31 protein-coding genes and 1 pseudogene are annotated in these 25396 nt (G+C 49.0%); 18 read left to right on the forward strand and 14 right to left on the reverse strand.

Translation table 11 applies throughout. The features are described from left to right. Positions 1–157 precede the first annotated feature (157 nt). A complete protein-coding gene (locus OCV73_RS01625) occupies positions 158–1303 on the reverse strand; it encodes a site-specific integrase (protein WP_004292636.1) in 1146 nt (381 codons plus the stop codon). Positions 1304–1317: 14 nt separating this feature from the next. Further along, entirely contained in the window at positions 1318–2460 is a 1143-nt protein-coding gene (locus OCV73_RS01630; RefSeq protein ID WP_004292635.1) for a site-specific integrase, read from the reverse strand. 202 nt (positions 2461–2662) lie between these two features. Between OCV73_RS01630 and OCV73_RS01635 the strand changes: the two are divergent. The 11 genes and pseudogenes from OCV73_RS01635 to OCV73_RS01685 all read left to right on the forward strand — a co-directional run. Continuing rightward, a pseudogene (locus OCV73_RS01635) lies at positions 2663–3121 on the forward strand (hypothetical protein); the annotation flags it as partial. A 41-nt stretch (positions 3122–3162) separates the two neighbouring features. After that, complete coding sequence (locus OCV73_RS01640) at positions 3163–3558, forward strand: hypothetical protein (RefSeq protein WP_004301340.1); 396 nt, start codon at positions 3163–3165, stop codon at positions 3556–3558. A 3-nt stretch (positions 3559–3561) separates the two neighbouring features. Next, a complete protein-coding gene (gene traK, locus OCV73_RS01645) occupies positions 3562–4176 on the forward strand; it encodes a conjugative transposon protein TraK (protein WP_004301339.1) in 615 nt (204 codons plus the stop codon). Between the two features lie 12 nt (positions 4177–4188). After that, positions 4189–4569 (forward strand): hypothetical protein, encoded by a 381-nt coding sequence (locus OCV73_RS01650; protein WP_004301338.1) that lies wholly within the window; start codon positions 4189–4191, stop codon positions 4567–4569. Positions 4570–4579: 10 nt separating this feature from the next. Beyond that, a complete protein-coding gene (locus tag OCV73_RS01655; protein ID WP_052588035.1) occupies positions 4580–5062 on the forward strand; it encodes a DNA N-6-adenine-methyltransferase in 483 nt (160 codons plus the stop codon). Between the two features lie 7 nt (positions 5063–5069). Next, entirely contained in the window at positions 5070–6221 is a 1152-nt protein-coding gene (gene traM / locus OCV73_RS01660) for a conjugative transposon protein TraM (protein ID WP_018452180.1), read from the forward strand. A gap of 11 nt (positions 6222–6232) precedes the next feature. Then, complete coding sequence (locus OCV73_RS01665) at positions 6233–7036, forward strand: DNA-methyltransferase (protein ID WP_004301335.1); 804 nt, start codon at positions 6233–6235, stop codon at positions 7034–7036. 20 nt (positions 7037–7056) lie between these two features. After that, entirely contained in the window at positions 7057–7908 is an 852-nt protein-coding gene (gene traN, locus OCV73_RS01670; protein ID WP_004320485.1) for a conjugative transposon protein TraN, read from the forward strand. After that, complete coding sequence (locus OCV73_RS01675) at positions 7905–8417, forward strand: hypothetical protein (RefSeq protein ID WP_004320486.1); 513 nt, start codon at positions 7905–7907, stop codon at positions 8415–8417. Before traN ends, OCV73_RS01675 begins: the two co-directional genes overlap by 4 nt. A gap of 25 nt (positions 8418–8442) precedes the next feature. Then, positions 8443–9099 carry a hypothetical protein gene (locus tag OCV73_RS01680; RefSeq protein WP_004320488.1) on the forward strand — a complete coding sequence of 219 codons (657 nt, stop codon included), beginning with the start codon at positions 8443–8445 and terminating at the stop codon, positions 9097–9099. Positions 9100–9127: 28 nt separating this feature from the next. After that, a complete protein-coding gene (locus OCV73_RS01685; protein ID WP_004320491.1) occupies positions 9128–11314 on the forward strand; it encodes a type IV secretory system conjugative DNA transfer family protein in 2187 nt (728 codons plus the stop codon). An 87-nt stretch (positions 11315–11401) separates the two neighbouring features. On the opposite strand, the gene OCV73_RS01690 is transcribed toward OCV73_RS01685, so the two are convergent. After that, positions 11402–12616, reverse strand: coding sequence for a PDDEXK nuclease domain-containing protein (locus OCV73_RS01690; RefSeq protein WP_004320495.1), 1215 nt, complete (start codon positions 12614–12616; stop codon positions 11402–11404). 148 nt (positions 12617–12764) lie between these two features. On the opposite strand from OCV73_RS01690, the gene OCV73_RS01695 reads away from it, so the two are divergent. Then, on the forward strand, positions 12765–12947 hold the full coding sequence (locus OCV73_RS01695) for a hypothetical protein (RefSeq protein ID WP_008782490.1): 183 nt from the start codon (positions 12765–12767) through the stop codon (positions 12945–12947). Between the two features lie 14 nt (positions 12948–12961). Then, positions 12962–13159, forward strand: coding sequence for a Fic family protein (locus OCV73_RS01700; protein ID WP_055236228.1), 198 nt, complete (start codon positions 12962–12964; stop codon positions 13157–13159). A gap of 102 nt (positions 13160–13261) precedes the next feature. Here the strand turns inward: OCV73_RS01700 and OCV73_RS01705 are convergent, their stop codons facing one another. The 8 genes from OCV73_RS01705 to OCV73_RS01740 form a co-directional block, all read right to left on the reverse strand. Continuing rightward, positions 13262–13642, reverse strand: a complete 381-nt coding sequence (locus OCV73_RS01705) for a hypothetical protein (RefSeq protein ID WP_004320499.1) — start codon at positions 13640–13642, stop codon at positions 13262–13264. A gap of 33 nt (positions 13643–13675) precedes the next feature. Beyond that, positions 13676–13948 (reverse strand): hypothetical protein, encoded by a 273-nt coding sequence (locus OCV73_RS01710; RefSeq protein WP_004320500.1) that lies wholly within the window; start codon positions 13946–13948, stop codon positions 13676–13678. A 7-nt stretch (positions 13949–13955) separates the two neighbouring features. Next, positions 13956–14231 (reverse strand): hypothetical protein, encoded by a 276-nt coding sequence (locus OCV73_RS01715; protein WP_004320502.1) that lies wholly within the window; start codon positions 14229–14231, stop codon positions 13956–13958. Positions 14232–14672: 441 nt separating this feature from the next. Next, on the reverse strand, positions 14673–16400 hold the full coding sequence (locus OCV73_RS01720; protein WP_004320504.1) for a ParB/RepB/Spo0J family partition protein: 1728 nt from the start codon (positions 16398–16400) through the stop codon (positions 14673–14675). A 437-nt stretch (positions 16401–16837) separates the two neighbouring features. Then, positions 16838–17092 carry a hypothetical protein gene (locus OCV73_RS01725; protein WP_004320506.1) on the reverse strand — a complete coding sequence of 85 codons (255 nt, stop codon included), beginning with the start codon at positions 17090–17092 and terminating at the stop codon, positions 16838–16840. Between the two features lie 7 nt (positions 17093–17099). After that, positions 17100–17855: a ParA family protein gene (locus OCV73_RS01730; RefSeq protein ID WP_004320508.1), complete on the reverse strand. Its 756-nt coding sequence runs from the start codon at positions 17853–17855 to the stop codon at positions 17100–17102. Between the two features lie 285 nt (positions 17856–18140). Continuing rightward, the gene (locus tag OCV73_RS01735; RefSeq protein WP_004320510.1) at positions 18141–18503 is read right to left on the reverse strand and encodes a hypothetical protein; all 363 of its coding nucleotides are present in this window, start codon (positions 18501–18503) and stop codon (positions 18141–18143) included. Between the two features lie 10 nt (positions 18504–18513). After that, positions 18514–18882 (reverse strand): hypothetical protein, encoded by a 369-nt coding sequence (locus tag OCV73_RS01740; protein ID WP_227201947.1) that lies wholly within the window; start codon positions 18880–18882, stop codon positions 18514–18516. Between OCV73_RS01740 and OCV73_RS01745 the strand changes: the two genes are divergently transcribed. Continuing rightward, positions 18881–19099, forward strand: coding sequence for a hypothetical protein (locus OCV73_RS01745; RefSeq protein WP_004320514.1), 219 nt, complete (start codon positions 18881–18883; stop codon positions 19097–19099). The two genes, OCV73_RS01740 and OCV73_RS01745, sit on opposite strands and share 2 nt — an antisense overlap. Positions 19100–19455: 356 nt before the next feature. Here the strand turns inward: OCV73_RS01745 and OCV73_RS01750 are convergent, their stop codons facing one another. Together OCV73_RS01750 and OCV73_RS01755 are read right to left on the reverse strand one after the other, a co-directional pair. Beyond that, the gene (locus tag OCV73_RS01750) at positions 19456–20088 is read right to left on the reverse strand and encodes a hypothetical protein (RefSeq protein ID WP_004320516.1); all 633 of its coding nucleotides are present in this window, start codon (positions 20086–20088) and stop codon (positions 19456–19458) included. 47 nt (positions 20089–20135) lie between these two features. Beyond that, positions 20136–20360, reverse strand: a complete 225-nt coding sequence (locus OCV73_RS01755) for a DUF7688 family protein (protein WP_004320520.1) — start codon at positions 20358–20360, stop codon at positions 20136–20138. 284 nt (positions 20361–20644) lie between these two features. Between OCV73_RS01755 and OCV73_RS01760 the strand changes: the two genes are divergently transcribed. After that, positions 20645–21919: an ATP-binding protein gene (locus tag OCV73_RS01760; RefSeq protein WP_004320523.1), complete on the forward strand. Its 1275-nt coding sequence runs from the start codon at positions 20645–20647 to the stop codon at positions 21917–21919. A 5-nt stretch (positions 21920–21924) separates the two neighbouring features. Here OCV73_RS01760 and OCV73_RS01765 read toward each other — a convergent pair whose 3' ends face one another. After that, positions 21925–22578 (reverse strand): M23 family metallopeptidase, encoded by a 654-nt coding sequence (locus OCV73_RS01765; protein ID WP_004320525.1) that lies wholly within the window; start codon positions 22576–22578, stop codon positions 21925–21927. 219 nt (positions 22579–22797) lie between these two features. Between OCV73_RS01765 and OCV73_RS01770 the strand changes: the two genes are divergently transcribed. Genes OCV73_RS01770 through OCV73_RS01780 form a run of 3 tightly spaced genes read left to right on the forward strand, consistent with a single transcriptional unit; the run spans position 22798 to position 25393 of the window. Then, positions 22798–23556 (forward strand): DUF4099 domain-containing protein, encoded by a 759-nt coding sequence (locus tag OCV73_RS01770; RefSeq protein WP_004320528.1) that lies wholly within the window; start codon positions 22798–22800, stop codon positions 23554–23556. Positions 23557–23574: 18 nt separating this feature from the next. After that, positions 23575–23799: a hypothetical protein gene (locus tag OCV73_RS01775; RefSeq protein ID WP_004320530.1), complete on the forward strand. Its 225-nt coding sequence runs from the start codon at positions 23575–23577 to the stop codon at positions 23797–23799. 16 nt (positions 23800–23815) lie between these two features. Continuing rightward, positions 23816–25393, forward strand: a complete 1578-nt coding sequence (locus OCV73_RS01780; protein ID WP_004320531.1) for a hypothetical protein — start codon at positions 23816–23818, stop codon at positions 25391–25393. Positions 25394–25396 lie beyond the last annotated feature (3 nt).

Raw genomic sequence — 25396 nt, forward strand, 5'->3', positions numbered from 1 at the left:
CTATCCAAATCAAGAAGATAAGTTCAGGTTTATGTATCTGATAAACAGATATGCCGAGTTTTGACCTCTTCGGATTGAAATCTGGCCGGAAAGGTCAAAATTCGGCAATTATTCAAATAAGGCTGAAAACGGTGGTAATGGAGTACAACGCAGGATGTCAGCCAAATACGTTATCAACCAGATTCACCGCTTCAACTTTCTTGCTGTCAACGATTTTCGCGTAAATCTGCGTAGTCTTTACGTTGGCATGGCCGAGCAGCTTGCTCGTGGTATAAAGATCCGCACCGAGGGTAAGCATCATTGTGGCGAACGTGTGGCGGCTCGTGTGATAGGTGATTTTTTTATTGATTCCTGCCGTTGCCATCCATTTGGCCAGTACCTTGTTGATATTGGGTTCTGCCGGGAGTCCGGCAAAGACATGCAGCCCGTCTTCCGCACCGTTCCTTTCAGGCAGCCAACGGACGGCATGGCGGGAAAGAGGCAAGTAAATCGGTGTGGTAGTTTTTTGCATCACGGTTGACATCCGGTATTGTTCCCCGTCCTGAACAATATCTTTCCATCGTAAGGCATAAACATCGCTCAACCTCAAACCGCAGTAACAGGCGAAAAGGTAGGCACGTTTCACGTCTTCGCGGGGGCATTCCGTGTCAATCAGAACTTTTATTTCGTCAATGGTCAGGTATTCCCGTTTGGATTCCGGCACCTTGATACGTTCTGTGGCTGCAAGTGTCATTATCGGGTTCTCCGGGATAACCTCGGCACGGACGGCGGCGTTGAGTGCGGTGGAGAAATAACCCACGTAGTCCGCTGCACTCTTGGGTGAAAGCGGCTTGTCCCACCGGGTCTTGTAGGTGTGCTGAATCCAGTCGATGAAACCCAGACACCAGTCCTTGTCAATCTCTCTCATCTTCACCTTTTTCTTGTAAAGGGGAAGTAACCGGCAGACTGTTCGTAACAGTTTCAGTCCTCTCGCGCCTTTTCGTTCCTGTTCGGCAAGATAGGCTTCCATCCAGTCGTCCAGTAGCATTTTGGAACGGACGGATGTCTTTTTCAGTCCGGCCTTCGAGTGAGTCAGTTCGATGATGCGTTTTGATTTGATGGCCTCTACCGCCGCTTTTGTGGCCCGGTTCTGCTCCTTGACCATAGGATTGATTTCGGGCAACAGGTACAGTTTCAAGAACTCGTAACTGCGTTTTCCGTCAACATAGATGTCGAGATAATAGGATTCCGAACCGTCGGCGAGCTTCTTCGTGCGCACCTTTACCGGTTCCTTGAGTCTGGTCGATTTCTTTGTTGTTGCCATATATAATAATGTATTTAGAATGCGTCGTCAACCAAGGTGATTGCATCGTCCTTTTTCTTGTCTACTATTTTTGCATAAACCTGTGTGGCACGCACGGAACGGTGGCCGAGGATTTTGGAAACGGTATAGATGTCCGCTCCGAGCGTCAGCAGCAGCACCGCACATGAATGACGTGCCGTGTGGAATGTCACGTTCTTCTTTACGCCTGCCTTATCAGCCCAGTTCTTGAGACTGACACAAAGGTTGCTTGTATTGGGCAGCCCTCCAAAGACAAGGCCATCCGGTGTACAGCCATTACGTTCCGGCAACCATTTTACCGCTTGGGACGAAAGGGGGATATAAACGGGATTGGTGGTCTTTGTCATTACTACCGACACGAGCCATTGCCCGCCTGATATGGAAATGTCACGCCAACGCAATTTCCGTATGTCACTGATACGAAGTCCGCAAAAACAGGAAAACAGGTATGCCTGCCGTACCTGCTCGTTAAAAAATGGCGTGGCTATCATTTTCTTTATCTCCTCGATGGTCAGAAAATCCCGTTTGCTTTCGGGAACTTTGATTTTCTCGGTCATCTCCAGTTTGTACCAAGGATTTGATTCAATCAGTCTCTCACGTACAGCCTCGTTCAAAGCGGTACGCAAAGTGGTATAATAGGAATGAGCCGTCTTGGGAGTAATCTGTTTTCCCCATGCGGTCTTGCAGGAAGAACGAAGCCAGTCGATATAATCAATGTAAAACTGTCTGTCCACATCACAGAGCCTGACATCTGCACGGAATTTCAGCAAGTTTTTACGGGCGTTGTCGATTCCGTTCAGGTCGCGTGCTTCCCGGTGTTCGTGGTTCTTGCGGACAATGGTCATCCAGTCGGACAGCAGCATATCGGAAGATTTGCTTTCCGGTACTGTTCCCACCTTCGCATTGAGCAGGGCTTCTGTCCGTTCTCGCTGAATATCTTCCGCCTTGCGGAGTGTCTGCGCATTTTGCCGCCTTGCTTTGGCAGATGTTTCCGGCATGAGGTAGAGTTGCAGAAACTCGTACTCATGCCCGCCGTCTACACTACGGTCAAGAAACAGGGATAAACGTCCGTCCGCCAGTTTACGGTGACGTAACTTGAACGGAGATTTCTCTATTAATGATTTCTTTTTTCTTCCCATTGTATATCAATGATTTATATCCATATACAAAGGTAACAAATAATCCGGATATAAGTATCGTTTTAGGTAACAAAAATGTCGAATAATAGAGATTTTTAAGGAATACAACAGAAATCATCATTAGTTAATAATACATTGATAATCAGTATTTATATAGATTTTATCTGTTTTTATTTTCCCTTCGTTTCAATACATTGGCTAATGGGTGACGATTTACTGCCAACAAATCCTGTTGGGAATGCTGACGATTTTCGGGCCGATACAGTGGGCGTTCAGCATCCTGCCAAAATGGGAAGGTGCTTGGGCGAAGTGGCTGACACGCTATCTGACGGTGCATTTCTACGGGGCGATGCTCTACTTCGTGGGCTTCTACGTGCTGCTGCTCTTTGACATTGTATTGTGCATCCAAATCGAGAACCTGACGGCGATAACCGCCAGCGAGCAGACGATGGCCGCCTACCTGCAGAACTCGTTCTTCTCGGCGGGCTACCTGATGGCGGCTTCGATTGTAGCTCTCAAGTGCCTGAACCTTGTTCCGGACTTGGCGGCATGGATGATACCGGAGGGCGACACGGCATTCTCTACCCGAAACTTCGGCGAGGGCGTGGCACAGCAGGCGAAGATGACGGCAACCGGAGGGTTGGGCGGCATCATGAGATAATCCGCAAAAGATAATATAAACCCAATAAAAATCATAACAACATGAAATTGCAAGAGAAAATCAAAAGCTGGTGCAAGGATGAGAAATTTATGTCCTTTGCACAGGAACGAGCGAGAAAAGAGGTTTGCGAGGTGGCGGAGAACCACCGCATCGACCCGCAGTATGAAGAACTGGACGAAGCCTTCGAGTACGACGACCGGTACATCGCCCCCTTAGTGACGTACCTAACGTACAAGCTGCGTCTTGCCCTGCTGCAGCGGAACGCTGGTAAGCGCAAAAGAGGAATCTGGTGGGTGCTTGTCCATGTGGAGATGCAGGGCTATTACGTGGAGATATTCTCGGCGGAGTTCGAGAATCTTTTGACGGAACTTCGGGATGCGGTCATACCCATGCTGCACACGGAATATGTACAGATGTTGAACGGTAAAAGGGAATAACCGATGGTCATCAAGAATTTGGAAAACAAAATCAGACTGGTGGGCATCATCTGTACCGCTTTTCTCGTGGGATGTGTCATCATCAGCTTGTCAAGCATCTGGACAGCCCGGACGATGGTCTCGGATGCGCAGAAGAAGGTGTATGTGCTGGACGGCAACGTGCCTATCCTCGTGAATCGCACGACAATGGACGAAACGCTTGATGTGGAAGCCAAAAGCCATGTGGAGATGTTTCATCATTATTTTTTCACGTTACCGCCGGATGACAAATATATCCGCTATACGATGGAAAAAGCGATGTATTTAGTCGATGAGACGGGGTTGGCACAATACAACACGCTCAAGGAAAAGGGTTTCTACTCCAACATTTTGGGTACGAGTTCGGTGTTCTCCATCTATTGCGACAGCGTGGCTTTCAACAAGGAGAAGATGGAGTTCACCTACTACGGACGGCAGCGCATCGAGCGACGGAGCAATATCCTGATGCGTGAACTGGTGACGGCAGGACAGCTCAAGCGTGTACCCCGAACAGAGAACAATCCGCATGGGCTGCTTATCGTGAACTGGCGTACCCTGCTGAACAAGGACATCGAACAGAAAACGAAGATCAACTACTAAACAACGGAGTTTATGAATATCAAGGGATTCAGGCGGATGCTCTTCGGTGAAAAGATGCCGGACAAGAACGATCCGAAATACAAAGACCGTTACGAGCGGGAGGTGTCCGCCGGACGAAAGTTCGCCCAAGCGACACGTATCGACAAGGCTGCCGCCAAGGTACAGGGATTCGCCAACGCGCACCGGATACTTTTTCTGGTCATCGTCTTCGGTTTCGCTATCGGAGGGTTCACTTGGAACATCTATCGCATTACGATGGCATACCGCAACAGCCGGCCGACACGCACGGCGACGGAAATGCAGGATTCGGTGCTGCGGGAAAGACACAAGAGGCTGCAAGGGGGTGAAATAAGGGAAAATCGGAACGAGAACAAGAAATATGAACCGCAATAAAGGAGTGCTTATGAATACACGATTTGAAAAATCAGTCCGCTCGTCGGACGAATGGTACACCCCGAAGGAGGTGCTGAAAGCGTTAGGCAGGTTCGACCTTGACCCTTGCGCCCCTGTCCATCCGTTGTGGCCGACCGCCGAGGTCATGTATGACCGGGACATGGACGGATTGTCCCTGAAATGGGAAGGGCGTGTATGGCTCAATCCTCCGTACTCGCGTCCCCTTATCGAACAGTTTGTCCGAAAGTTGGCGGAACACGGCAACGGCATCGCGCTGTTGTTCAACCGTTGCGATTCCAAAATGTTTCAGGACGTCATTTTCGAGAAAGCGACGGGCATGAAATTCCTGCGCCACCGCATCCGGTTTTACCGCCCGGACGGAACACGCGGCGATTCTCCCGGTTGCGGCAGCATCCTGATCGCATTCGGAGTGGAAAACGCAGAAGTGCTGAAAAACTGCAGCATTGAAGGCAAGTATGTACAACTCAATTAAAAGATGTATGATGAAGATATTTGATAAAATCAATTTCAGGGAGCCGAAGTATATGCTTCCGGCTGTCCTGTATATCCCGCTTCTGGTTGCATCGTACTTCATCTTCGACCTGTTTCAGACCGAAACGGCGGAGATTCCGGACAAGACGCTGCAGACAACGGAGTTTTTGAACCCCGATTTGCCGGATGCCCGGCTTAAAGGCGGTGACGGCATAGGCAGCAAGTACGAGAACATGGCCAAATCATGGGGTAAGATACAGGATTACTCCGCAGTGGATAACATAGAACGAGATGAACCCGATGACAACAAGGAAGAATATGAATCGCAATACACGGTGGACGACATCGCCCTGCTCGATGAGCAACAGCAGGAAAAGGCTGCGGCAGCGCAAATTGCCGATGCCAAGACGCGCGAGCAAGAAGCTCTCGCGGAACTGGAGAAAGCCCTTGCCGAAGCAAGGTTGAGAGGACGCAATGAGGTATTACCGGCGACCGATACGGACAGTACCGCATCGGCGCAACCCCCGACGGCAACCATAGAGGTTAAGGGAAAAATAGAGGAAGAGAGCCGTTCGGTAAAAGCCCCGTCAGAGAACGAACCGCCCAGCGAAGTGGTACGCAAGGTAAAGACGGCTTCGGATTACTTCAATACGCTTGCGGTCAATGCCCGTGAACCGAAACTGATAAAGGCCATTATCGACGAGGACATCAAAGCGGTGGACGGCTCGCGTGTGCGGTTGCGTCTGCTCGACGACGTGGAGATCAACGAGTGCGTGGTCAAACGAGGGTCGTATCTGTATGCCACCATGAGCGGCTTCTCGTCGGGGCGTGTGAAGGGGAACATCACCAGCATTCTCATCGAGGACGAACTGGTGAAGGTCAGCCTGTCCCTTTACGACACGGACGGCATGGAGGGGCTTTATGTACCGAACAGCCAGTTCCGGGAAACGAGCAAGGATGTGGCAAGCGGTGCGGTGTCGGGGAATCTGAACATGAATACCGGCAGTTACGGCAACAGTCTCTCGCAATGGGGAATGCAAGCCGCTACGAATGCCTACCAGAAAACGAGCAATGCCATCGGCAAAGCTATCAAAAAAAATAAGGTAAAGCTGAAATACGGCACTTTCGTCTATCTGGTGAACGGACGTGAGAAACAGTAAAAACGGAAGCCATGATAGAGATTGACAACATATATAATATGGACTGTATCGAGGGCATGAAGCTCATGGCGAACGGCAGTGTCGATGCCGTGATAGCGGATTTGCCTTACGGCGTGTTGAACCGTAGCAACAAGGCGGTACACTGGGACAGGCAGATACCGCTCGAAGCGTTGTGGGAACAGTACCGCAGGATCACCAAGCCGGGAAGCCCCGTTATCCTCTTTGCGCAGGGCATCTTCTCGGCGCGGCTCATGCTCTCGCAACCCCGGATGTGGCGGTATAACCTCGTGTGGCGGAAAGACCGGGTAACGGGTCACCTGAATGCCAACCGGATGCCGCTACGCCAGCATGAGGACATCATCGTGTTCTACGACCGTCAGCCGGTATATCATCCTCAGATGATGCCGTGTCCACCGGAACGGAAAAATCATGGACGGCGCAAGACGGACGGTTTCACGAACCGCTGTTACGGTGAAATGAAACTGGCTCCGGTGCGTGTTGCCGAAGACAAGTACCCGACCTCTGTCATTTCCATACCCAAGGAACACAAGACAGGAGCATTCTATCATCCGACACAGAAGCCGGTAGCCTTGATAGAGTACCTGATGCGCACCTATACCAACGAGGGCGATGTGGTGCTGGACAACTGCATCGGTTCGGGTACGACCGCCATTGCCGCCATCCGCACGGGACGGCATTACATCGGATTCGAGATTGAACCGACGTATTGCGAAATTGCCGGACGACGGATTCGGGAGGAACTGGAACGTGGTCATGGGATTAAAGAAAGCGAAATAAGGGAAATAAAGAAATAAACAATATCAACAGAAACGATATGAACAAGAAAATAATTGTAACTGCATTTCTTCTGGCGGCAGGACTTTTTGCCACACGGAACGCACAGGCTCAGCGTACATACGAAGAGATGGAACGGCTGACTGTCAATGAACAGGTAACGACCGTCATCACAGCCACGGAACCGGTCCGCTTCGTGGATATTTCCACAGACAAGGTGGCGGGCGACCAACCCATTGAGAACATCATCCGGTTGAAGCCCAAAGAGACGGGACACGAGGACGGTGAAGTGCTGGCCATCGTCACCATCGTAACGGAACGCTATCGCACGCAGTATGCACTCATCTACACCACGCGGATAAGCGAGGCGGTGGCAGACAAGGAAATTCAGCTACAGGAACGGGATGCCTACAACAATCCTACGGTCTCGATGTCCACAGCCGACATGGTGCGTTTTGCAAGACGGGTGTGGAACTCGCCCGCGAAAATCCGCAACGTGGCGACCAAGGCGCACCGAATGGTAATGCGCCTGAACAATATTTACTCGGTGGGCGACTATTTCTTCATCGACTTTTCCATCGAGAACAAAACGAACATCCGTTTCGACATCGACGAGATACGGGTGAAACTGTCGGACAAGAAACTTTCGAAGGCAACCAACGCGCAGACCATCGAGCTGACGCCTGCCCTGGTATTGGAACACGGCAAGACGTTCAAGCACGGCTACCGGAACGTGATTGTCGTGAAAAAGATGACCTTTCCGAACGACAAGCTGCTGACCATCGAAATGACGGAACAACAAATCAGCGGGCGCAATATCAGCCTGAACATTGACTACGAGGATGTGCTGTCGGCCGATTCATTTAACACCGCTTTATTGGAGGAGGAATGACGATGAAAAAGACGATAATACTGATGCTTGCCTGCATGTGCGTCTTCATGAATGCAAGTGCGCAGCGTAACAGCGGCCGCCTCTCGCTTGGAGTGGGATTGCTGTATGAGAACGGCATGGACGTAACGCTTGCTTACGAACATGAAATGAACTACCGCCATGCGTGGGAGTTTTTCGCCAACGGCTATCTGAAATGGACGGAATGTAAATCTTGCGGTCATATTTGTCCGGAATCCTTCTGGCGCAACTATCGCACTTACGGTTTCGGTGTGGCGTACAAACCTTGTGTGGTGCGTGGACGCAACCATTACGGCAACTTGCGTATCGGAGCTTCGGCAGGGAGCGACACGAACAAGTTTCTTGCCGGAATCCATGTGGGTTACGAGCACAATTATGTGCTGCGGTCGGGATGCACACTGTTCTGGCAGGTAAAGAGTGACATGATGATAAAAGGGGCGGATTTGCTGCGGACAGGTATCGTGCTGGGGGTGAAACTGCCGATAAAATAAAGGAAAAACAAAAAACGAAAATAACATGATACGAAAGATTCAATGGTTTGCAATGGCAGTGACGGCGGTATTGTGCGCTGCCTGTGACGCCCATATCGACGTACCTGATACGGCGGTACGTCCGGGACATATTCTCTGCGAGGACGGTACGGCTTTATCCTACGTACAGTATGAACAGTCGGGAAAACGGGCAATAGCGGTTGTCTTCGATACCGAACACCGTGAAGGTACGGAAGGGAACGGCTATGCGGTTTACCTGTGGGACATTGCTCCGGCAGCTTTTGCCGACAGCCTCGGTGTCGCACAAGGGACGTCGGCCGACATCGAGGCTTTGGACGGGAACATGAACACCTTTGCGCTGTACGACACACGGGAGACGGCTTCGCCTATGGCGGAAGCGGTCTTTGACCTGTGGCGGTACGGACAGAGTGCCTATATCCCGTCGGTGGCACAGATGCGGCTGCTGTATGCCGTCCGGGAAACCGTCAATCCTGTCATCGAACGGTGTGGCGGCCATCCGCTGCCGTTGGATGAAAACGACTGCTGGTACTGGACATCGACGGAGGTAACCGGACAGGAAACGGCGAAAGCGTGGCTTTACTCGACAGGAAGCGGTGCGATGCAGGAGACCCCGAAGACACAGGCGCACAAGGTGCGGCCGATTATCACACTGAACAGGTAGGAACGAAAAGAGGGAAAGGACAAAGACAATGGAAGAAAGCAAGGAACTACAAGGATTTTACAAAATATTCCGTGCGGTCATCTATATCTCCGTGCTGATGGAGTTCTTCGAGTATGCCATAGACCTTGCCATGCTCGACCACTGGGGCGGCATATTGATTGATATACACGGGCGCATCAAGCGATGGATGATCTATAACGACGGCAACCTCGTGTATAGTAAGATAGCGACCTTCCTACTCATCTGCATCACTTGTATCGGCACACGCAACAAAAAACACTTGGAGTTTGACGCACGCAGGCAAGTGTTATATCCACTTATCTGCGGATTGTTCTTGATTGTGTTCTCCGTGTGGCTGTACCATCATACGATGGAAACGAGGCTCTACACCCTGCCGCTGAACATCATCTTCTATATGGCGGCTACGCTGGTCGGTGTGATATTGGTGCATATCGCATTGGATAACATCTCGAAGTTCATCAAGGAGGGACTGGGTAAAGACCGGTTTAACTTCGAGAATGAAAGTTTCGAGCAGAGCGAAGAGAAGGATGAGAACCAGTATAGCGTGAATATACCGATGCGGTACTATTACAAAGGTAAATTTCGCAAGGGATGGGTGTCGATAAGCAACTGTTTCAGAGGAACATGGGTGGTTGGAACTCCAGGTAGCGGTAAGACGTTCAGTATCATAGAACCGTTCATCCGCCAACATAGTGCCAAGGGCTTCGCGATGGTGGTCTATGACTACAAATTTCCGACACTTGCCACTAAACTTTACTATCATTACAAGAAAAACCAGAAGCTCGGCAAAGTGCCAAAAGGATGCAAGTTCAACATCATCAACTTCGTGGATGTGGAGTACAGCAAACGGGTGAACCCCATTCAGGCAAAGTACATCAATAATCTTGCGGCGGCGAGCGAAACGGCGGAAACCCTGTTGGAATCCCTGCAGAAAGGCAAGAAAGAGGGAGGCGGAGGCAGTGACCAGTTCTTTCAGACTTCTGCCGTGAACTTTCTTGCCGCCTGTATCTACTTTTTCGTGAACTACGAGCGGGAACCCTACGATGCAAACGGAAAGAAACTGTATGCGGAGAAACGGCAAGATCCGCAGACGAAGTTCTGGAAGCCGACGGGTGTCGTTCGTGACCGTGAGGGTGGCAGCATCGTGGAACCTGCCTATTGGCTTGGAAAATACTCGGATATGCCGCATATCCTTTCATTTCTCAATGAGAGCTACCAGACTATTTTTGAGGTACTTGAGACGGACAACGAGGTCGCGCCGTTGCTCGGCCCGTTCCAAACGGCCTTCAAAAACAAGGCGATGGAACAGTTGGAAGGTATGATAGGTACGCTGCGTGTCTATACCAGCCGTTTGGCTACAAAGGAATCTTACTGGATATTCCACAAGGATGGGGACGATTTCGACCTGAAAGTTAGTGACCCCAAGTCACCCAGTTATCTGCTGATAGCCAACGATCCGGAAATGGAAAGTATCATCGGAGCGTTGAACGCTCTGATATTGAACCGTCTCGTTACCCGTGTGAACACCGGGCAGGGGAAAAATATTCCGGTCAGCATCATCGTGGATGAGCTACCGACACTGTATTTCCACAAGATAGACCGACTGATAGGTACGGCGAGAAGCAACAAGGTAAGCGTAACGCTGGGTTTTCAGGAGTTGCCGCAGTTGGAGGCTGACTACGGAAAAGTGGGAATGCAAAAAATCATCACGACAGTGGGCAACGTGGTAAGCGGTTCAGCTCGCGCAAAAGAGACACTGGAATGGTTGTCGAATGACATTTTCGGCAAGGTGGTACAGGTCAAAAAGGGCGTGACGATCGACCGGGACAAAACGAGTATCAATCTCAATGAGAACATGGACAGTCTTGTACCCGCCTCGAAAATTTCGGATATGGCGACGGGATGGATTTGCGGACAGACGGCACGTGATTTCGTGAAGACGAAAACCGGTACGGGAGGCTCGATGAACATTCAGGAGTCGGAAGAGTTCAAGACTACAAAGTTCTTCTGCAAGACGGATTTCGATATGAGGGAGATAAAAGCGGAGGAAGCGGCCTATGTACCGCTACCGAAGTTCTACACTTTCAAGTCGAGGGAGGAACGGGAACGCATCTTGTATAAAAATTTCATACAAGTCGGACAGGATGTAAAAGACATGATAGCGGATGTACTGAACAAGCGTGGGGCGAAATAAATCAAAATCCCTGCAATAATTTACGTGGTTATTGCAGGGATTTTTGTATTCCATTCAGCTACCCGAAATCTTGCGGACATAAATGAATCATCTGACAGTTTCCGATTTGGAATCGTTTTCCGACAGCAGATTTTGTAATTTGTCGATGTCCGGTAGAGTCTTGCGCAAATTTTCCGGCATTTCTTGGGCTGTGCGGTATGTCGCCACGCCCATAGGCTTATCATAGTCGCGCACCATGATTTCGACAAATTGGCGGTTGGCATCCTGACATAGGACAATACCGATTGAAGGGTTCTCGTGCGGTTTCTTGTCGGTCATATCATATACAGTCAGATAACCGCTAAGCTGTCCGAGATAATTCGGGCGGAACTTGCCCCGTTTCAATTCCACGATTACGCTGGCATTCAGTTCTCTGTTGAAGAATACAAGGTCAGCAAACATTTCCTCTCCGGCAACTATCAGGCGATGCTGACTGTCGATAAAAGTGAAGTCGTTTCCAAAACGGAGAATGAACTGCTTGATATTGGTTACGATTTGGTTTTCGATGACCTTTTCGTTCCAGTCCTGTTCGCGTTCTCCCACATTCTCCAGATTAACCATTTCGAGCATATACTCATCCTTGAACGCCAATGTCGCTTTTACGGCATAAATGGCTTCGGGCAGCACTTGAAGGAAGTTGCTCGGCAAAGATCCGCGATTTGAATAGATGTCTTCTTTCAAGTAATTTTTGAGAGAGGATAGCGACCACGCATTTTGAGCGGCACAATGGATATAGAACAATCGTTCTGCGATGTCTTTTGAACGAGTCAGGATTTCAATATGATGTGAAAAGCTAATCTTGACAAAATCGTCCCAGGTAAATTCGGTATTGACCGGTTGCCCGATAAGTTGCAGCAGTAGATGCTCGTCAATATCCAATTCGCCCAACGCTGTTGGATGAATTAAAGCCGTACCCTTTTCCGACGAATGGTTTTCCAATTCGCCCAACACTGTTGGACGAATTAAAAACGTCCTCCATTCCTCATAGAATGAGCGCATCCGTTTCAACCCCGATTCAGAAAAGCCGTGCAGACCGGGCAACTCCCGTTGAAGGAGCTTTGATATGGTAGGCAATGCTTTAGTACCCCAACAGCCGATGCGGGAATTTTCAGACACGAATTTCCCCACTCCAAAATACAACGAGAGAGTTTCTTTGTTGACCGCAGCCGCACTTCTATACCGGCAGCGTTCGATGGCATGTTTGATTATCTCTACTGCCTCTGCATATTGTGTATAATCCGATGGGATAACTTGTTGTTCCATATACATACGTTTTTGTGCCGCAAAGGTACGAAAAATACGGGATATACAGGGCAGAATGCCAACATATTATAGTGCCGTGTGGGTCTTATTCGGTATTTTTAGCGTTCCGGTTTCCTGCACTCGCTTTGCTGCCAATCTACTCACTTAGATGTTCATGTGTCTGGGGCGTGCCGAGAAAGCCGGTAGCGGTGTGGATAAGATTGTGAGCGGTTGGCAGTCTTTGGGTTGGCCGCTTCCTACTGTAGCCGAGGAAACACGTCCGGACTATGTTGTGCTGACCTTGCAGTTAGGGATGAAAACCCGACAAGAAAACCTCGCAAGCAGGATTTGAGAAAAGAGCAAATCTTGGAGTTCTGTGTTGAGCCGCAATCCCTATCTGATATTTTGCAACATTTAGGATTGAAAGATAGGGAAAATCTTATGGAGGTCTATATCAATCCGATGATTGGTGCAGGGGTATTGGAAATGACGGAGCCGGACAATCCCACAAGCCGTAACCAGATGTATGTAACGGTAAAAGTGGAACAAGAATTTCAAAAGTAAGTTTATAATAGGATATTGCGGCTTGGACGCATCCAACCTCATACAAATAACACTGCCCGCGTGAAAATGGGGGCAGTGTTATTTATATGGTAGTTCGCTTATTTAAGCTCGTGTACCGCTTAAAAGTTCGGCAAGTTGCCGGTCGCAGAATTTATCGTATTCCTCCTTGTCTGTACCGCTTTCGATAGCCCGGTCGATAACATCGCCCAGTTCGTCGAAGCAGACTTCTTCATTGACACACTTTGCATTGCTATCATCTTCTTTCAGTAGATAGACCTCGTAGTAATCAGAGCCGTTGAGAGCGATAACGACATATCCGGCGTGTAACCGTCCGTTTACTTTCAGCCGCAGTGCCGGTAATTCTTGGAATACCGTAGCGACAAATTCGCTGACTCCCCACGACATAAAGACGGGTATGGGGGTAAATGACAGTAATTGTTCTTTGATGGTCTGTGCGATGTGCATTACATACTCTTTATCCATAACTTTGATTTTTAATATGATTATTGATTTATGTTAGTTGAACCATTCGGGGTTATCCTCTTTTAATTCCGTGATGAGTTCATCGTCCGGTAATTTGAGGGTCTTCGCATCGGCGAAAAAGAAAACCTCGTCATATATTTGTTCGGCTTCCTTACTTGCAAAACCTTCGCTCTCGTCCTCGAAACTGCCCGGATGAAGTGCATCGAGCAGAGCGGTAGAGCCGATAAGTAGTTCTTCACCTTCGTTGGATTTCACGATACGGCAGATGTAGATATTGCCGTCAAATTGTAGTTCTTTCGTTTTCATACGCCTGTTATCTTAATGGGATATGTCTCCCGTTTGCCTTGAGGTATTCCATGATACACTTCGCTTCTTCGTGCGATGCACGGTTGCGGTCATCGTAATTGCGTGTCTCGTCTGCCATGACCACGATACACTCCTTTACCAACCTGTAAAGGCTTTGCTGCAGCGTGGGGTGCATTTCGGGGATAGCGGCTGCAAACCGTTTGGGATTGAAGCCGTAATCGTTCACTGCTCTTTCCCAGTCTTTGGCGAGCTGGTACTCCTTGCTTTCCTTGATGTTGTCCATAATCTTGAATTTTAATGATTTGTTTTTTATTCCCTCCGTTCGATTCCTTTCTGTCGGAACCGCTTTGGGATTTTATAGATGCGGTAAACGGTTGTCGGTACAGCTTCATACGGGAGGCTTTTCCTGCCAATTACTCTTTCTGAGGGAAGGAAGAATTTGCAGGAAATACATTTCAAGCCGCCGGATCAAGCGCGACGGCCGACCTTTGCATCTGATAAAACCAAACCGGGGCTGACAGGGAATGAAGCTGGGGAAACGCTATAAAAGGGAAGTTGAAAATGGTAAAAAAGAGAGGAAACGAAAGCTATGAATGGAGGAAGGGTGGGTGGTGACGGGTTCGTCAGAAAGTTAAAAGAGGTACTTGGGTCCTTTGTCCGGAGCATACAAAAATGAATAGAGGGCGGATTTCCCCCCCCCTATTCGTTATGACAACAACATTTGTCAGGCAGCTATTTCTTCCGTTTGCGGTTCGGTCTGTGCTTCCGCTTCGGGTTGCGGTTCATCGGGTTGTTCCGCTTCCTGCGTGGCTTGTTCCTGCAAAGCGGCTTTTTTTTCCTTAATGCGTTGGTGCCGCTTTTCGTACACTTCATTATATCCGTCTTGGATATTGGCAAGTTCTTCGGGCATATGCTTTTGGGCGAAGCCAAGCAACAGGGAGGCTGTGGCGTTGTTACCGAATGCGTCCTTGAAATTGGCAATCAGATAATCCCTGCGGATAACGGCTTTCTGCTTGGCGGTAAGGTTCTCGATGATGCGCATTTTGTCCTCGCTCGTAAGGTAGTAATAAGAACCTTTATCTTCAATTCCCACCTCATTGAAATGCTCTTTGCGGAGTGAGGAGAGCAGGAAGAAATACACCATTTTCTCCTCGTCCTGTCCAAATTTGCGCTCTGACATATCGACCTCTAAAATCCGCTTTTTGGTGTCTTCAACGGTCTTTTCGAGGGCAATCTCCTTGTTGCGTTTGTCCTGCTTTTCCAACTTCTCGATAGGTGAAAGCGGCATTTCGGTTGCTGTACCGTTTACGGTGGTAGCGGTATTTGCAACATAGCACAGTGTAATGTCGTTGCTCTCAATACGGAGATAGAGGGAGATTTCTCCTGCTTCGCTTCGGGTGCGGATTGCTTCGCATTTTTCGGTGTAACCGTTCAATTCCTGCCCGTAATCCTTTTCTGCATCCTCGTATTCCTCGGTGGTATCATAATCCTCTTTTTGAGGTGCTTGGGGGCTTTCGGGGTATTTCGTTGCATAGGTTTTAAGGCTTTCCACTTCGTAGCCCATAGCGGTAAGTCGGTCGATGACAGCTTCATTGTAATTGTAGCTTTCGTGGCAGAGGGGAACGGCAGGGTGCTGTTCCATGAGCCGCATAGCCTTTTCGGTAAGGTGCGATGTGTTCATTTCCACCAAGCAAGCGCGGTTGGCGCAATTTCCGCAACCACCCTCACAGAACAACATCATATTATTGGTATTGTGAGGGCATGAAAGACAAAGGGTTTTGTCGAATGAATAGCGATTGAGGTCTGCGGTGTATTGCCGTTCGATGCTTTGTGCCACCTCGGAAGCTTTCATGCCTCGCCAACTATTGTACTGCACCCCCTCTTTCAGATGTTGGTCGTACACCTCACGCTGTATCTCTTCCCCATAACGGCAGATTTCACTTGCCACGCTGATTGTGATTTCGTCCTGCTCCAACAGCAAAGCGATTTCGGGTATCAAGGAAACGAATTTAAGTCGTGTACGGATATATGCCTCCGTCTTGCCGAACTGCACGGTCAAGGACTGTACATCGTGGCGACCGCTGTCTATGAGCTTTTGGTAGGCGTTGGCTTCCTCAATCGGGGTCACATCCTTACGCTGCAGGTTCTCGGTAATCGCCATTTCCTCGGCTGTCTCGTCTGAAATTTCCATGACGATAGCCGGAATTTCCGCCAATTCAGCCATGAGGGAAGCACGGTATCTGCGTTCTCCGAATACAATCTCGAAACGGTTGTCCGCAATAGGGCGCACACCGATAGGCTGAAGCACTCCCTGCTGACGGATGCTCTCGGCAAGTTCCGCAAGGCTTGTCTCGTCAAAGTTCTTACGTGGGTTGTAGTTACTCGGCTGAATGTCTGCCAATGCTACCGATGTGATGTTCTTCTCTACTGCTTGAACTGCTGTTGTTGCCATAATCATAAAATTTAATTGGTTGATATTTGATTTTTTTATTTTCCCTTTTTTCGGTTCTTTTCTCTGCCTGAACCGCTTGGGATTTACAGATGCTTCAAGGGACTGACGAACAAGCTATTTTCAACGCTTTTTCCGGAAAATTACTCTTTCGCAGGAAGGAAGAATTTTACGAGAAATGCACTTCAAAGCGGTGAAATCAAGCGCGGCAGTCCAAATTTGCGTCTGGAAAACCAACCGGCGATGGCAGGAACGAGGCCGGACAAGCGGCAAGTGGAATAAATAAAAAAGTAATACAACCATGCGGTTATAAGAGGTAATAGAACAGGAGAACACCCAGGAGGGTATAAACAGGAAAAACGCTACCTTGTGGACGTGCCCATAAGATAGCGGTATGCTATAAAAGGTATATCGGATGGGGACTACAACCGCCGTACCGGTTATTTCTCGTGCTTTTCCAAATACTCTTTCATCGCCTCGTTCACGATGTCCCGTAGAGACATATTCTTTTCGATGGCGAGGTACTTCATCCGGGTATGAATACTTTTGTTTATGACAAAGTTGCAATGTACAGCAGGCTCTTTTTCCGTTTTGACCGGTGCAGGTTCTTTCTTTTGCGTGGACTTCCCGGTGGATGACAGCAAGCCGTCCAGTCCGCTTCTCATGCCGTTTTTCAATGAATCACTTTTGCCCATATCGTTTTTATTTTAATTTCAACACTTCTTTTGCTAACTCCATGTAGTCCTTTGCCCCGTTGCTGTTCTTGTTATACTCAAAGATATTCATGCCTTTTATCGGAGCTTCGGCCAATGATACATTGTCCCGGATGACGGTCTTGAATACCTTGTCGCAGAACGATTCGCTGATTAGTTCCGCCACACTTTTGTTGAGCGTCTTGCGCTTGTCAAACTGGGTGATGACAATGCCGCCGATATTTAGGTTTGGGTTCAAACGTTCCTTGACAATCCCGACCACATTTGTAATCTTTGCCATTCCGCGCATGGCGAGGAACTGCGCCTGTACCGGGATAATCAGGAAATCCGCCGATGTGAGGGCGTTCAGTGTCAGCAAACCCAGCGAGGGCGGACAGTCAATCAGGATATAGTCGAATTTACGGGTTTCAAGCAATTTTGCAATCAGCCCTTTTAGTATTAATTCCCGCCCCGGCTCGTTGATAAGCTCGGATTCTGTCGCCGACAAATCGAGGCAGGACGGTACAACGGAAAGACCGTTTTCCAACTCGAATACCGGTAAGGTATATTCGCCTTTCATCGCTCCGTACACCGTCCGTTCCTCTTCGATGGAGAGACCGCAGGATTCCGTGAGGTTTGCCTGACCGTCCATGTCGATGAGCAGTACACGCTTTTTCTTCTGCTGCAATGCGGCAGCAAGATTGATGGTGGTAGTTGTCTTTCCGACACCGCCCTTGTGGTTCAAAACTGCGATTATTTTTGTCATAATTTCGTGTCTTTATATCTGATACAAAGATAATACTATTTTTAGTATTTACTATTATTAGTGTATACTATTTTACTACTTTTGTATATTTTAGTATTATAGCATCTACTACTATACTAAACTAAAATACTGATTGACTAAATGTAGTGCATTCTATCATTTCTGATGGGATATTTCCTAATATCCTACTTTACTAACCTTAGTATATACTACATTTAGTATTTGTTGTATAACAGCAAAATAAGCTCATTTTGGAATTAGTCTTATAAATCATCATCATGCGCATTAGATAAATTCTGTCTCAAGTGCTTCCAACAAGTCGTGTATTTGTTTTTCCGCTTCCTCCATATCCGATACAATGTCCTTGATGTGGTAAGGTGCGCCATTTTTACCGTGCCCATCATTTCCAATCCATAGATAGGCTTCGTAATCCGGGTCAAAACCCTCGAAATATTGTTCCATGTCAGCAATGAGGGTATCAATGTCCTCACATTTCATTTCGGCACTGAAATTAAAATCCTGCCCATAGTTGGTATAGCGTTGGAAGTCGAACTGAATATTTGATTTATTTTTGTCATCCACACTTATACTCCAGCCTTTGCTTTGGGATATTTCCGTTACTTTTTGTATCTTTTCTTGAGCGGTCATAGTTTTGAGTTTATAGTGGGGAGACTTCACACCGTCCTACCGATTGCTTTAATCCGTTATTTGAAAGTAATACTCCTGCAGCTCGTCTGGCCATTCGGCGGTCATAGAGCGTGGCTTTCTGGTTGTCCCGCTCGTGCCATTGCCAAATTTTGTGATTAAGTACAAGGCACAGCTCTGTCCAATGCTTGTAGTTATCTTTCCATTCTGCCTTAACCTTTCTGTATGTGTCAGCTATGGCTTCATTCCCGAACTTGTCTGCCATAGAGAAGTCCTGCCAAAAGGTTGTCATCGGGTCATAGCCAGTAATTTCCGCTATATTCCACTTGGGAATTACTATTTTTAATATTTCCATACTTATTATTGTTTTTGTAATACTCATGAATCAAGATTACTATTTCCCTTTGTTCGGTCTGTTTGCGACCGCCGGGAAGATTTTTCTGCTTTCAGAAGGTGGCGGGGAACAATCGGACAAGGCTGATCCGGAAAAATACGCTCGACAGCGGAGAGGAAGATTTTTACGTGTCATTTGCGGCAGTATGCCGGCATTGGCAGGATTGGAGCCGCCGGTTACCTTTGCGGAAAATTCTGTTCCGTAGGTCGCACGGCAGCGGACTTGGGTTTAATGGGAATCCGTTAGAAAAGGAAAGATTTATGAATAAAAGAGTGAGGCGGCCAGCCGGGACGGACTTTCCGATGGACTGTCTTGGGACTACAGAGGGCAGGATTTATCCCGCCCCCTGTAATGCCAAGTCTGTCCGTGTCCGTCCTTTTGCAAAAAGGGGCTTCACGCACTTTATGTAACGTGTTACACAAAATGCGTGAGGCTGCTTGAAGCAAACTGGCCGCAGGATGTAAGGCTATATGAGGGAGAAAGGAATTTTATAAAAGGCCGTTGGTCGATCGGAACAACAAACCGTACCGAGACTTTGCCCGATACGGTCTTGCATATAACTCAGTCTATGTCATAGCCTATCATGTATTCATCGTTGATAAGCAGATAATAGTAGCCGTTGCCACAATTCCTGTATTCTTTGCTGAATCCAGCCGCCATATCTCCATTTTCGCGTGGCTCACACCATAACGTACCGTCATAGCCACAAAAGTCGAAGCGTCCGGTGGAAAACTTTTCGCCTTGCTTCAGTGCCGTTCTGAAACGAGCCATATCCCAACTGCTGCAATACTTCTCGATGGTGGCAAGTCCGATACACTTGCCGTCGATGCGTGTGCCGGTCGTGATGCGGTTCTCGTAGAGGGATTTATCCAAATCGGCATTAGCGATTTTGCGAAGCCAATCATTCGTATGCGTGGCAAGTCGGGCAAGTTTCTGGTATTTCAAGACCTGTTTCTTTCCTATGTCCGCTGCATCTTCGGGAGAGGATGACGGATAGTATATCTTCTCAATGCTTGCCCAATCCGTGAAGATGTACCCGCTTTTTCGTTTTCTTGGCGCAATAATGCCGATGACGTTTTCATTGCGGTTGATGAATAATCGCCTACGTTGTCCTGCAATCCTTACATATAAAGAGGTGGAATTCTGCTCGTTTCGGAGATAGGCTTCTGCCGGATGAATAGTTGTTGTTTCCATATTTGTATAAATTTTGATTTTTGCTGTTCCTATTTTGGTTTACCTGTTCAAAGTTCCGGGATTGTGCCGTTCTTATATAGAACACCGTCCCGATAATGGGACACGATGCCCGGCTTAAGTCCCATTTCCTCAAAGGCTATATGCCTGATATAGTCCTTGTATTCTTTGCCAATGAAATTCTTTCCACAAAGGTTGTTGAAAATCATAGGGACGGAAAAACCGTCTTCGCTCGATAATATCACTTTGTCGTCTTGTCTAATTTCTTCTACCATACTTGTTTACTTTTAATTGGTTGAACTATCATGCTGATTTTTCTTTTTCCCTGCTTTCGTTTGCCGTGCAGGTTTGTTTTCAGCTTTTTGAGGCAGCCAGAGGATGAAGCTGTGGCATCATAAGCCAAACCCGGATAGAAAACCGACCGTGTAACAGTCTGTTTTCGTCATCCGAATGCAATGCGGCTTGGCGATTATGCGCTTCGTCCTACATTCGCCGACGAAAAGAGTAAAGAATGACCTGCCGGTAAAAGCAAGGATTTTGTAAAAAAGAAGAGTCGTATATGATAGAAAAAACGGCTTGGGATGTGAGAAAATACCCTGAAAAATTTGCGGTGTATCGTATTTTATGTAATTTTGCAGTTGTATTTCAAAATTGCATAAACAGTATGGAGGCAAAATATATCCACAGGGAGCTATCCGCCGTGATAGAAGAGGCTTACCGCTATTTTTCAGTCATTACGGTAACAGGACCGCGCCAGTCCGGAAAGACGACGCTGCTCCGCAACTTGTTCTCATACCTACCGTATTACTCGTTGGAAAATCTTGATGTCCGGAGTTTCGCCGAAAACGACCCGGTCGCTTTTCTGAACCAGCACACGGAGGGCATGATTCTTGACGAGGTACACAACGCTCCGAACCTGCTGTCGTATATTCAGGGTATGGTGGACAATGATGCCGACCGGCGGTTTATCCTTTCGGGCAGTTCGCAGTTTGCCATGCTGAAAAAGGTTACACAGTCTTTGGCAGGACGTACCGCCGTTTTCGAGTTGCTCCCCCTGTCATACTCCGAAATACGGGAGCAGATCACCGATACGCCTCTTGACAACCTGCTGTTTAACGGGTTTTACCCTGCCATTTATTCGGGCCGTAACATACCCAAATTTCTTTATCCGGCGTACATGAAAACCTATCTGGACAAGGACGTGCGCGACCTGCTACAAATCAAGGACATGATGCAGTTCCACACATTCATCAGGCTTTGCGCCGGACGTATCGGATCGCTGTTCAAAGCCTCTGAACTGGCCAACGAAATCGGTGTCAGTTCACATACCGTTACGGCATGGCTGTCCGTCTTACAGGCATCTTATATTGTTTTCCTGCTACCTCCCTATTTCGAGAACACACGCAAACGGCTGACTAAAACTCCCAAGCTCTATTTTACGGATACAGGGCTTGCCTGTCACCTGCTCGGCATCGAATCGCCGGAACAGCTTGCACGGGACAAGATGCGTGGGGCGTTGTTCGAGAACTTCATCGTAACGGAAGCCTTGAAGCGGCGGTATAACCAAGGCAAGGAAAGCAACCTCTATTTTTACAGGGATTCGAACCAGAACGAGGTCGATTTGCTGTTGAAAAAACATTCGGGGCTATACGGTATTGAAATCAAGTCGGCGATGACCTACCATGCGGACTTCGAGAAGGCGTTGAAACAAATGGACGGCTGGGTCAAAGAAACCATACTGGGTAAGGCGGTGGCCTATGCGGGTACACTCGAAAATACTGCTGGAGAAATCAAACTTCTGAATTACAGTCACCTGGATGAGGTGTTGGCTTAACAGCCCTATAACAGTCCAGCTAATGCCGACACACACTCCTGCTGCATGGATTTGATGTAATCGAAGAGAACCGAGGGATTGATATTCTTGCCATTTAGCTTGCAGGTGACGTGCAAGTGCTCGCCTGTACTTCGTCCGGTCGAGCCGGTAATACCGACGGCATCGCGGGGACGGACTACCGTACCCTTGGCGGCCAGCACCCGTGAAAGGTGGCAATAGCTGACGGTGTAATTTCCGTGCCGCAGTGTCACATACTTGCCGGACGTCTTGTCTTGTCCCACTTTGACGACCACCCCCTCCATCATGGCCAATACCTGCTCGCCCCGTGCGTGCAGGTCGATACCCCCGTGAAACTTCCTCTTCCCGGTAAACGGGTCTTTCCGGTAGCCGTATGGCGATGTAATTCTGATGCGCTGCAATGGATAAGACACACTGAGATAACGGTCAATCCACAACTTCTTACTTTCATCGGCAGGTTTTGTCGAAGTCTCCTGTGCAGGAGCCATGCTTTCGGGTGTCGGCTCCGGCTTTTTCATACCCTCCTGCAAGGCTTCTACCTTGTATCTTTCTGGTGTCTTGGCAATCGTGTTGAACTGCGCCTGAACGGGCATCGTGCAGAATGAAATACCCGATATTGCTATCAGTAGAATTTTTCTCATTCGGCAAAGTTATAACGGGAATTTTCATGTCGGAAACAAACTACCGTCATTTCTTGTATTGGTTTGATATTTTGCGTCTATTAGTACGATTTTGATTAGATAATTGTACTAATGAAGATAAAAACAGCATATTACAACCATTTATATAGCTGTATTTTTGTCCGTCATAATAAGATGTCTCTATCTTTGTATAGTACAATTTTATAATATGAATATAGTATGAAAAAAGTTCAGATTGAATTTGATGAATTACCCTTTTCGACACTGGAACGATTCGGTCTTACAAGGGAAATGATCGAGGACTTGCCGATGCGTGTGTTGGAAGACATCTGCAACGGCCGGCATTCTCCCGTGCTTCCCGTGCGTGTCACTGACGAGCATGGCGGGCAAATCGAGAGCCGCAGCCGCTTTGCCTTTATCCGCATGGACGACGGTCAGGTGGATGTGGTGTTCTATCCGGCACTGAAATCCTCTCCACTGGAGCGGTATGACGAAGCACAGCAGAAACAGTTGCTCGACGGCAAGGCGATTGTCGCCGATGTGGAAATGTCGGACGGACGGAGCAGCAAGGCTTTCGTACAGATTGACGCCGAGACGAAACAGGTGATGTATGTCCCCACGCCCATCATCGCACGCAACCTGAAAGTGCTGGCCGAGGTCATGCGCCTCGGTACGGTGGAGGTAAACGGGATGCAGCACGGCGAGCCGCTGACGGTAGTCGTGGGCGGCGAGCCTGCCACAGTGGGCATCGACCTTCATGCCAAGACCGGCATCCGCATCTGTTCGGGCGACGCGCAGCAATGGCGCAACCAACCCAAGCGAGAGTGGGACAAATACACCTTCGGGTGCTACGGCTGCTGGGTCATGGACGATGACGGTAACCTTGACTACGTTTCGGAGGAAGACTACACCGAAGAGCTGTGGAACGAACAGAAGAAGAGCGGCGAGCGCAATCGTGCGACAGCTCTCCATAAGTAAAACATCAATCCGTACATTATGGCACAGAACGAATATTATCCCGAAGACGTACTTGTCGGGAAGATGCAGAGCGGCGAATACGGCTGGCTCGATTACGTCAATCATTTCTCCGCCGACTGGCAGGAGGAATACGCCCGTTACTGCGAGGAAAAAGGGCTTGCAGTCGGCAACGAATCCGCCGCCGAGTTCGTCCGCTTCAAGGACGAACAGTTGGAGGCAGCAATGGAAAGCGGAGACGCATAACGAAAACAATCAGACTATGGCGATACGAACGAATACCAATCCCCGGCAGATGGACTTGCAGCCCGAAATGCGCGATATGCTGATGCGCAACGGGCTTCAAGCCCATGTTGCACTTGACGATGCAGGGTATCGGCTGATCGTGCAGGGACATGACTCGCCCCTGCTGGTCTATCCGATCACCGAACGTCAGATGTTGGCACTCACGGACTGGGGAACGAACACTGCCAACAAGAAGGCCTACAACGTGCTGACGAGCATCGTGGGCAAGGACTTCTATATGCCCAAGAACTTCGTCCATGCCCGCAATGCCAACGGTCGTGTGGCTATGGGGCTGCACGGCTACCGCATCGTCATCGGCGAGTACGGGCGCATGGGGCGTATGGGAATGCCCCCGCCGTTCCTTGGCTGGACACCTCGCAACCAGTTGGGCTTCCACCTTCGCAGGGTCGGCGGCCAACTGTTCTTTCCGGGGCCGTCCATCGTACCCGAACGCCCCGACGGGCGCATGAAGCCCGGCGAACTGCAATCAGGCGGTTACGGCTTCTATTACAAGGGGCATCAACAGGAGCAGCCCGTACAGCAACGGGATGTGCTGCAGGACTTGCAGGCGGCTATCACGCCGATGGTCAGCCGTCCACGCAGCAAGGAACCGGCACGGCCGTACAAGGAGCTTATAGCCTCTCCGGTCTATTTCTCCAACGAGAAATGGGCGGAGTGCCTTGCCTCGCACGGTCTTGTCGTGGATGCGGAAAAGCAGACGCTGACCGTGCAGTCGGAAAGCGTCCAAGCCGATATGGTCTATGACCTGACGGAAGAGGAAGTGAGGACACTGGTTGCCGCACCCATCGAGGAGCAGCCCGTAGAGAAACGTCTGGAACTGCTGAACGGCATTATCGGGGCTGACTTTTCCGACAAAGTGACGATGGAGGCTCTCAACAGCGATCAACGCATCGCTATCGGTCTGCATCCCGAAGTACAGCAGGATTTGAAACAACGCCAACGGCAGGAGCAAGAGGCTTTTATGCCAGTGAAAACCTCGCTGCAACAGCAAGAGGAATCCGTACAGGGAAATATCGGTGCGGTAGTGGACGGGCGTGACCTCCAGTTTTTGAATGAAAACAAGGGATGGTATCGGGAAGAGAAACACGGGCGGGAAGTCGAAGTGAGCCAGATAGCCGTTCAACCGGCACAGACCGAGGGGAAATACAGGATGACCGCCGTTATCGACGGTCAGGCTATCAGCCATGAGATAACCCAACGGGACTACGACAAGTTCCTTGCTGTGGATGACTATCACCGGATGAAGCTCTTTTCCAAGATTTTCAGCGAAGTGGACATGAAAACACGCCCGGAAGCACAGCGGGGTCTCGGCACGAAAATCTTTGCCGCCCTCACCGCAGGTACGGTAGTCGCGGCGGGTGTCGCACACGGCATCCACCATCACTGCCATGCCCCGGAGTTCTACGGCGAGTGTTTCGGCGGTCCGCCACGCCCGTACTTCAAGCCGGGTGTCGATACGCCGAGGGATGTGGCCATCCGTTGTTTCGAGGCAGAGATGAACCGTGAAATCAATGATATGAGAATGGGGAGGTAAACC

The sequence above is a fragment of the Barnesiella propionica genome (assembly GCF_025567045.1).
GTDB classification, from domain to species: domain Bacteria; phylum Bacteroidota; class Bacteroidia; order Bacteroidales; family Barnesiellaceae; genus Barnesiella_B; species Barnesiella_B propionica.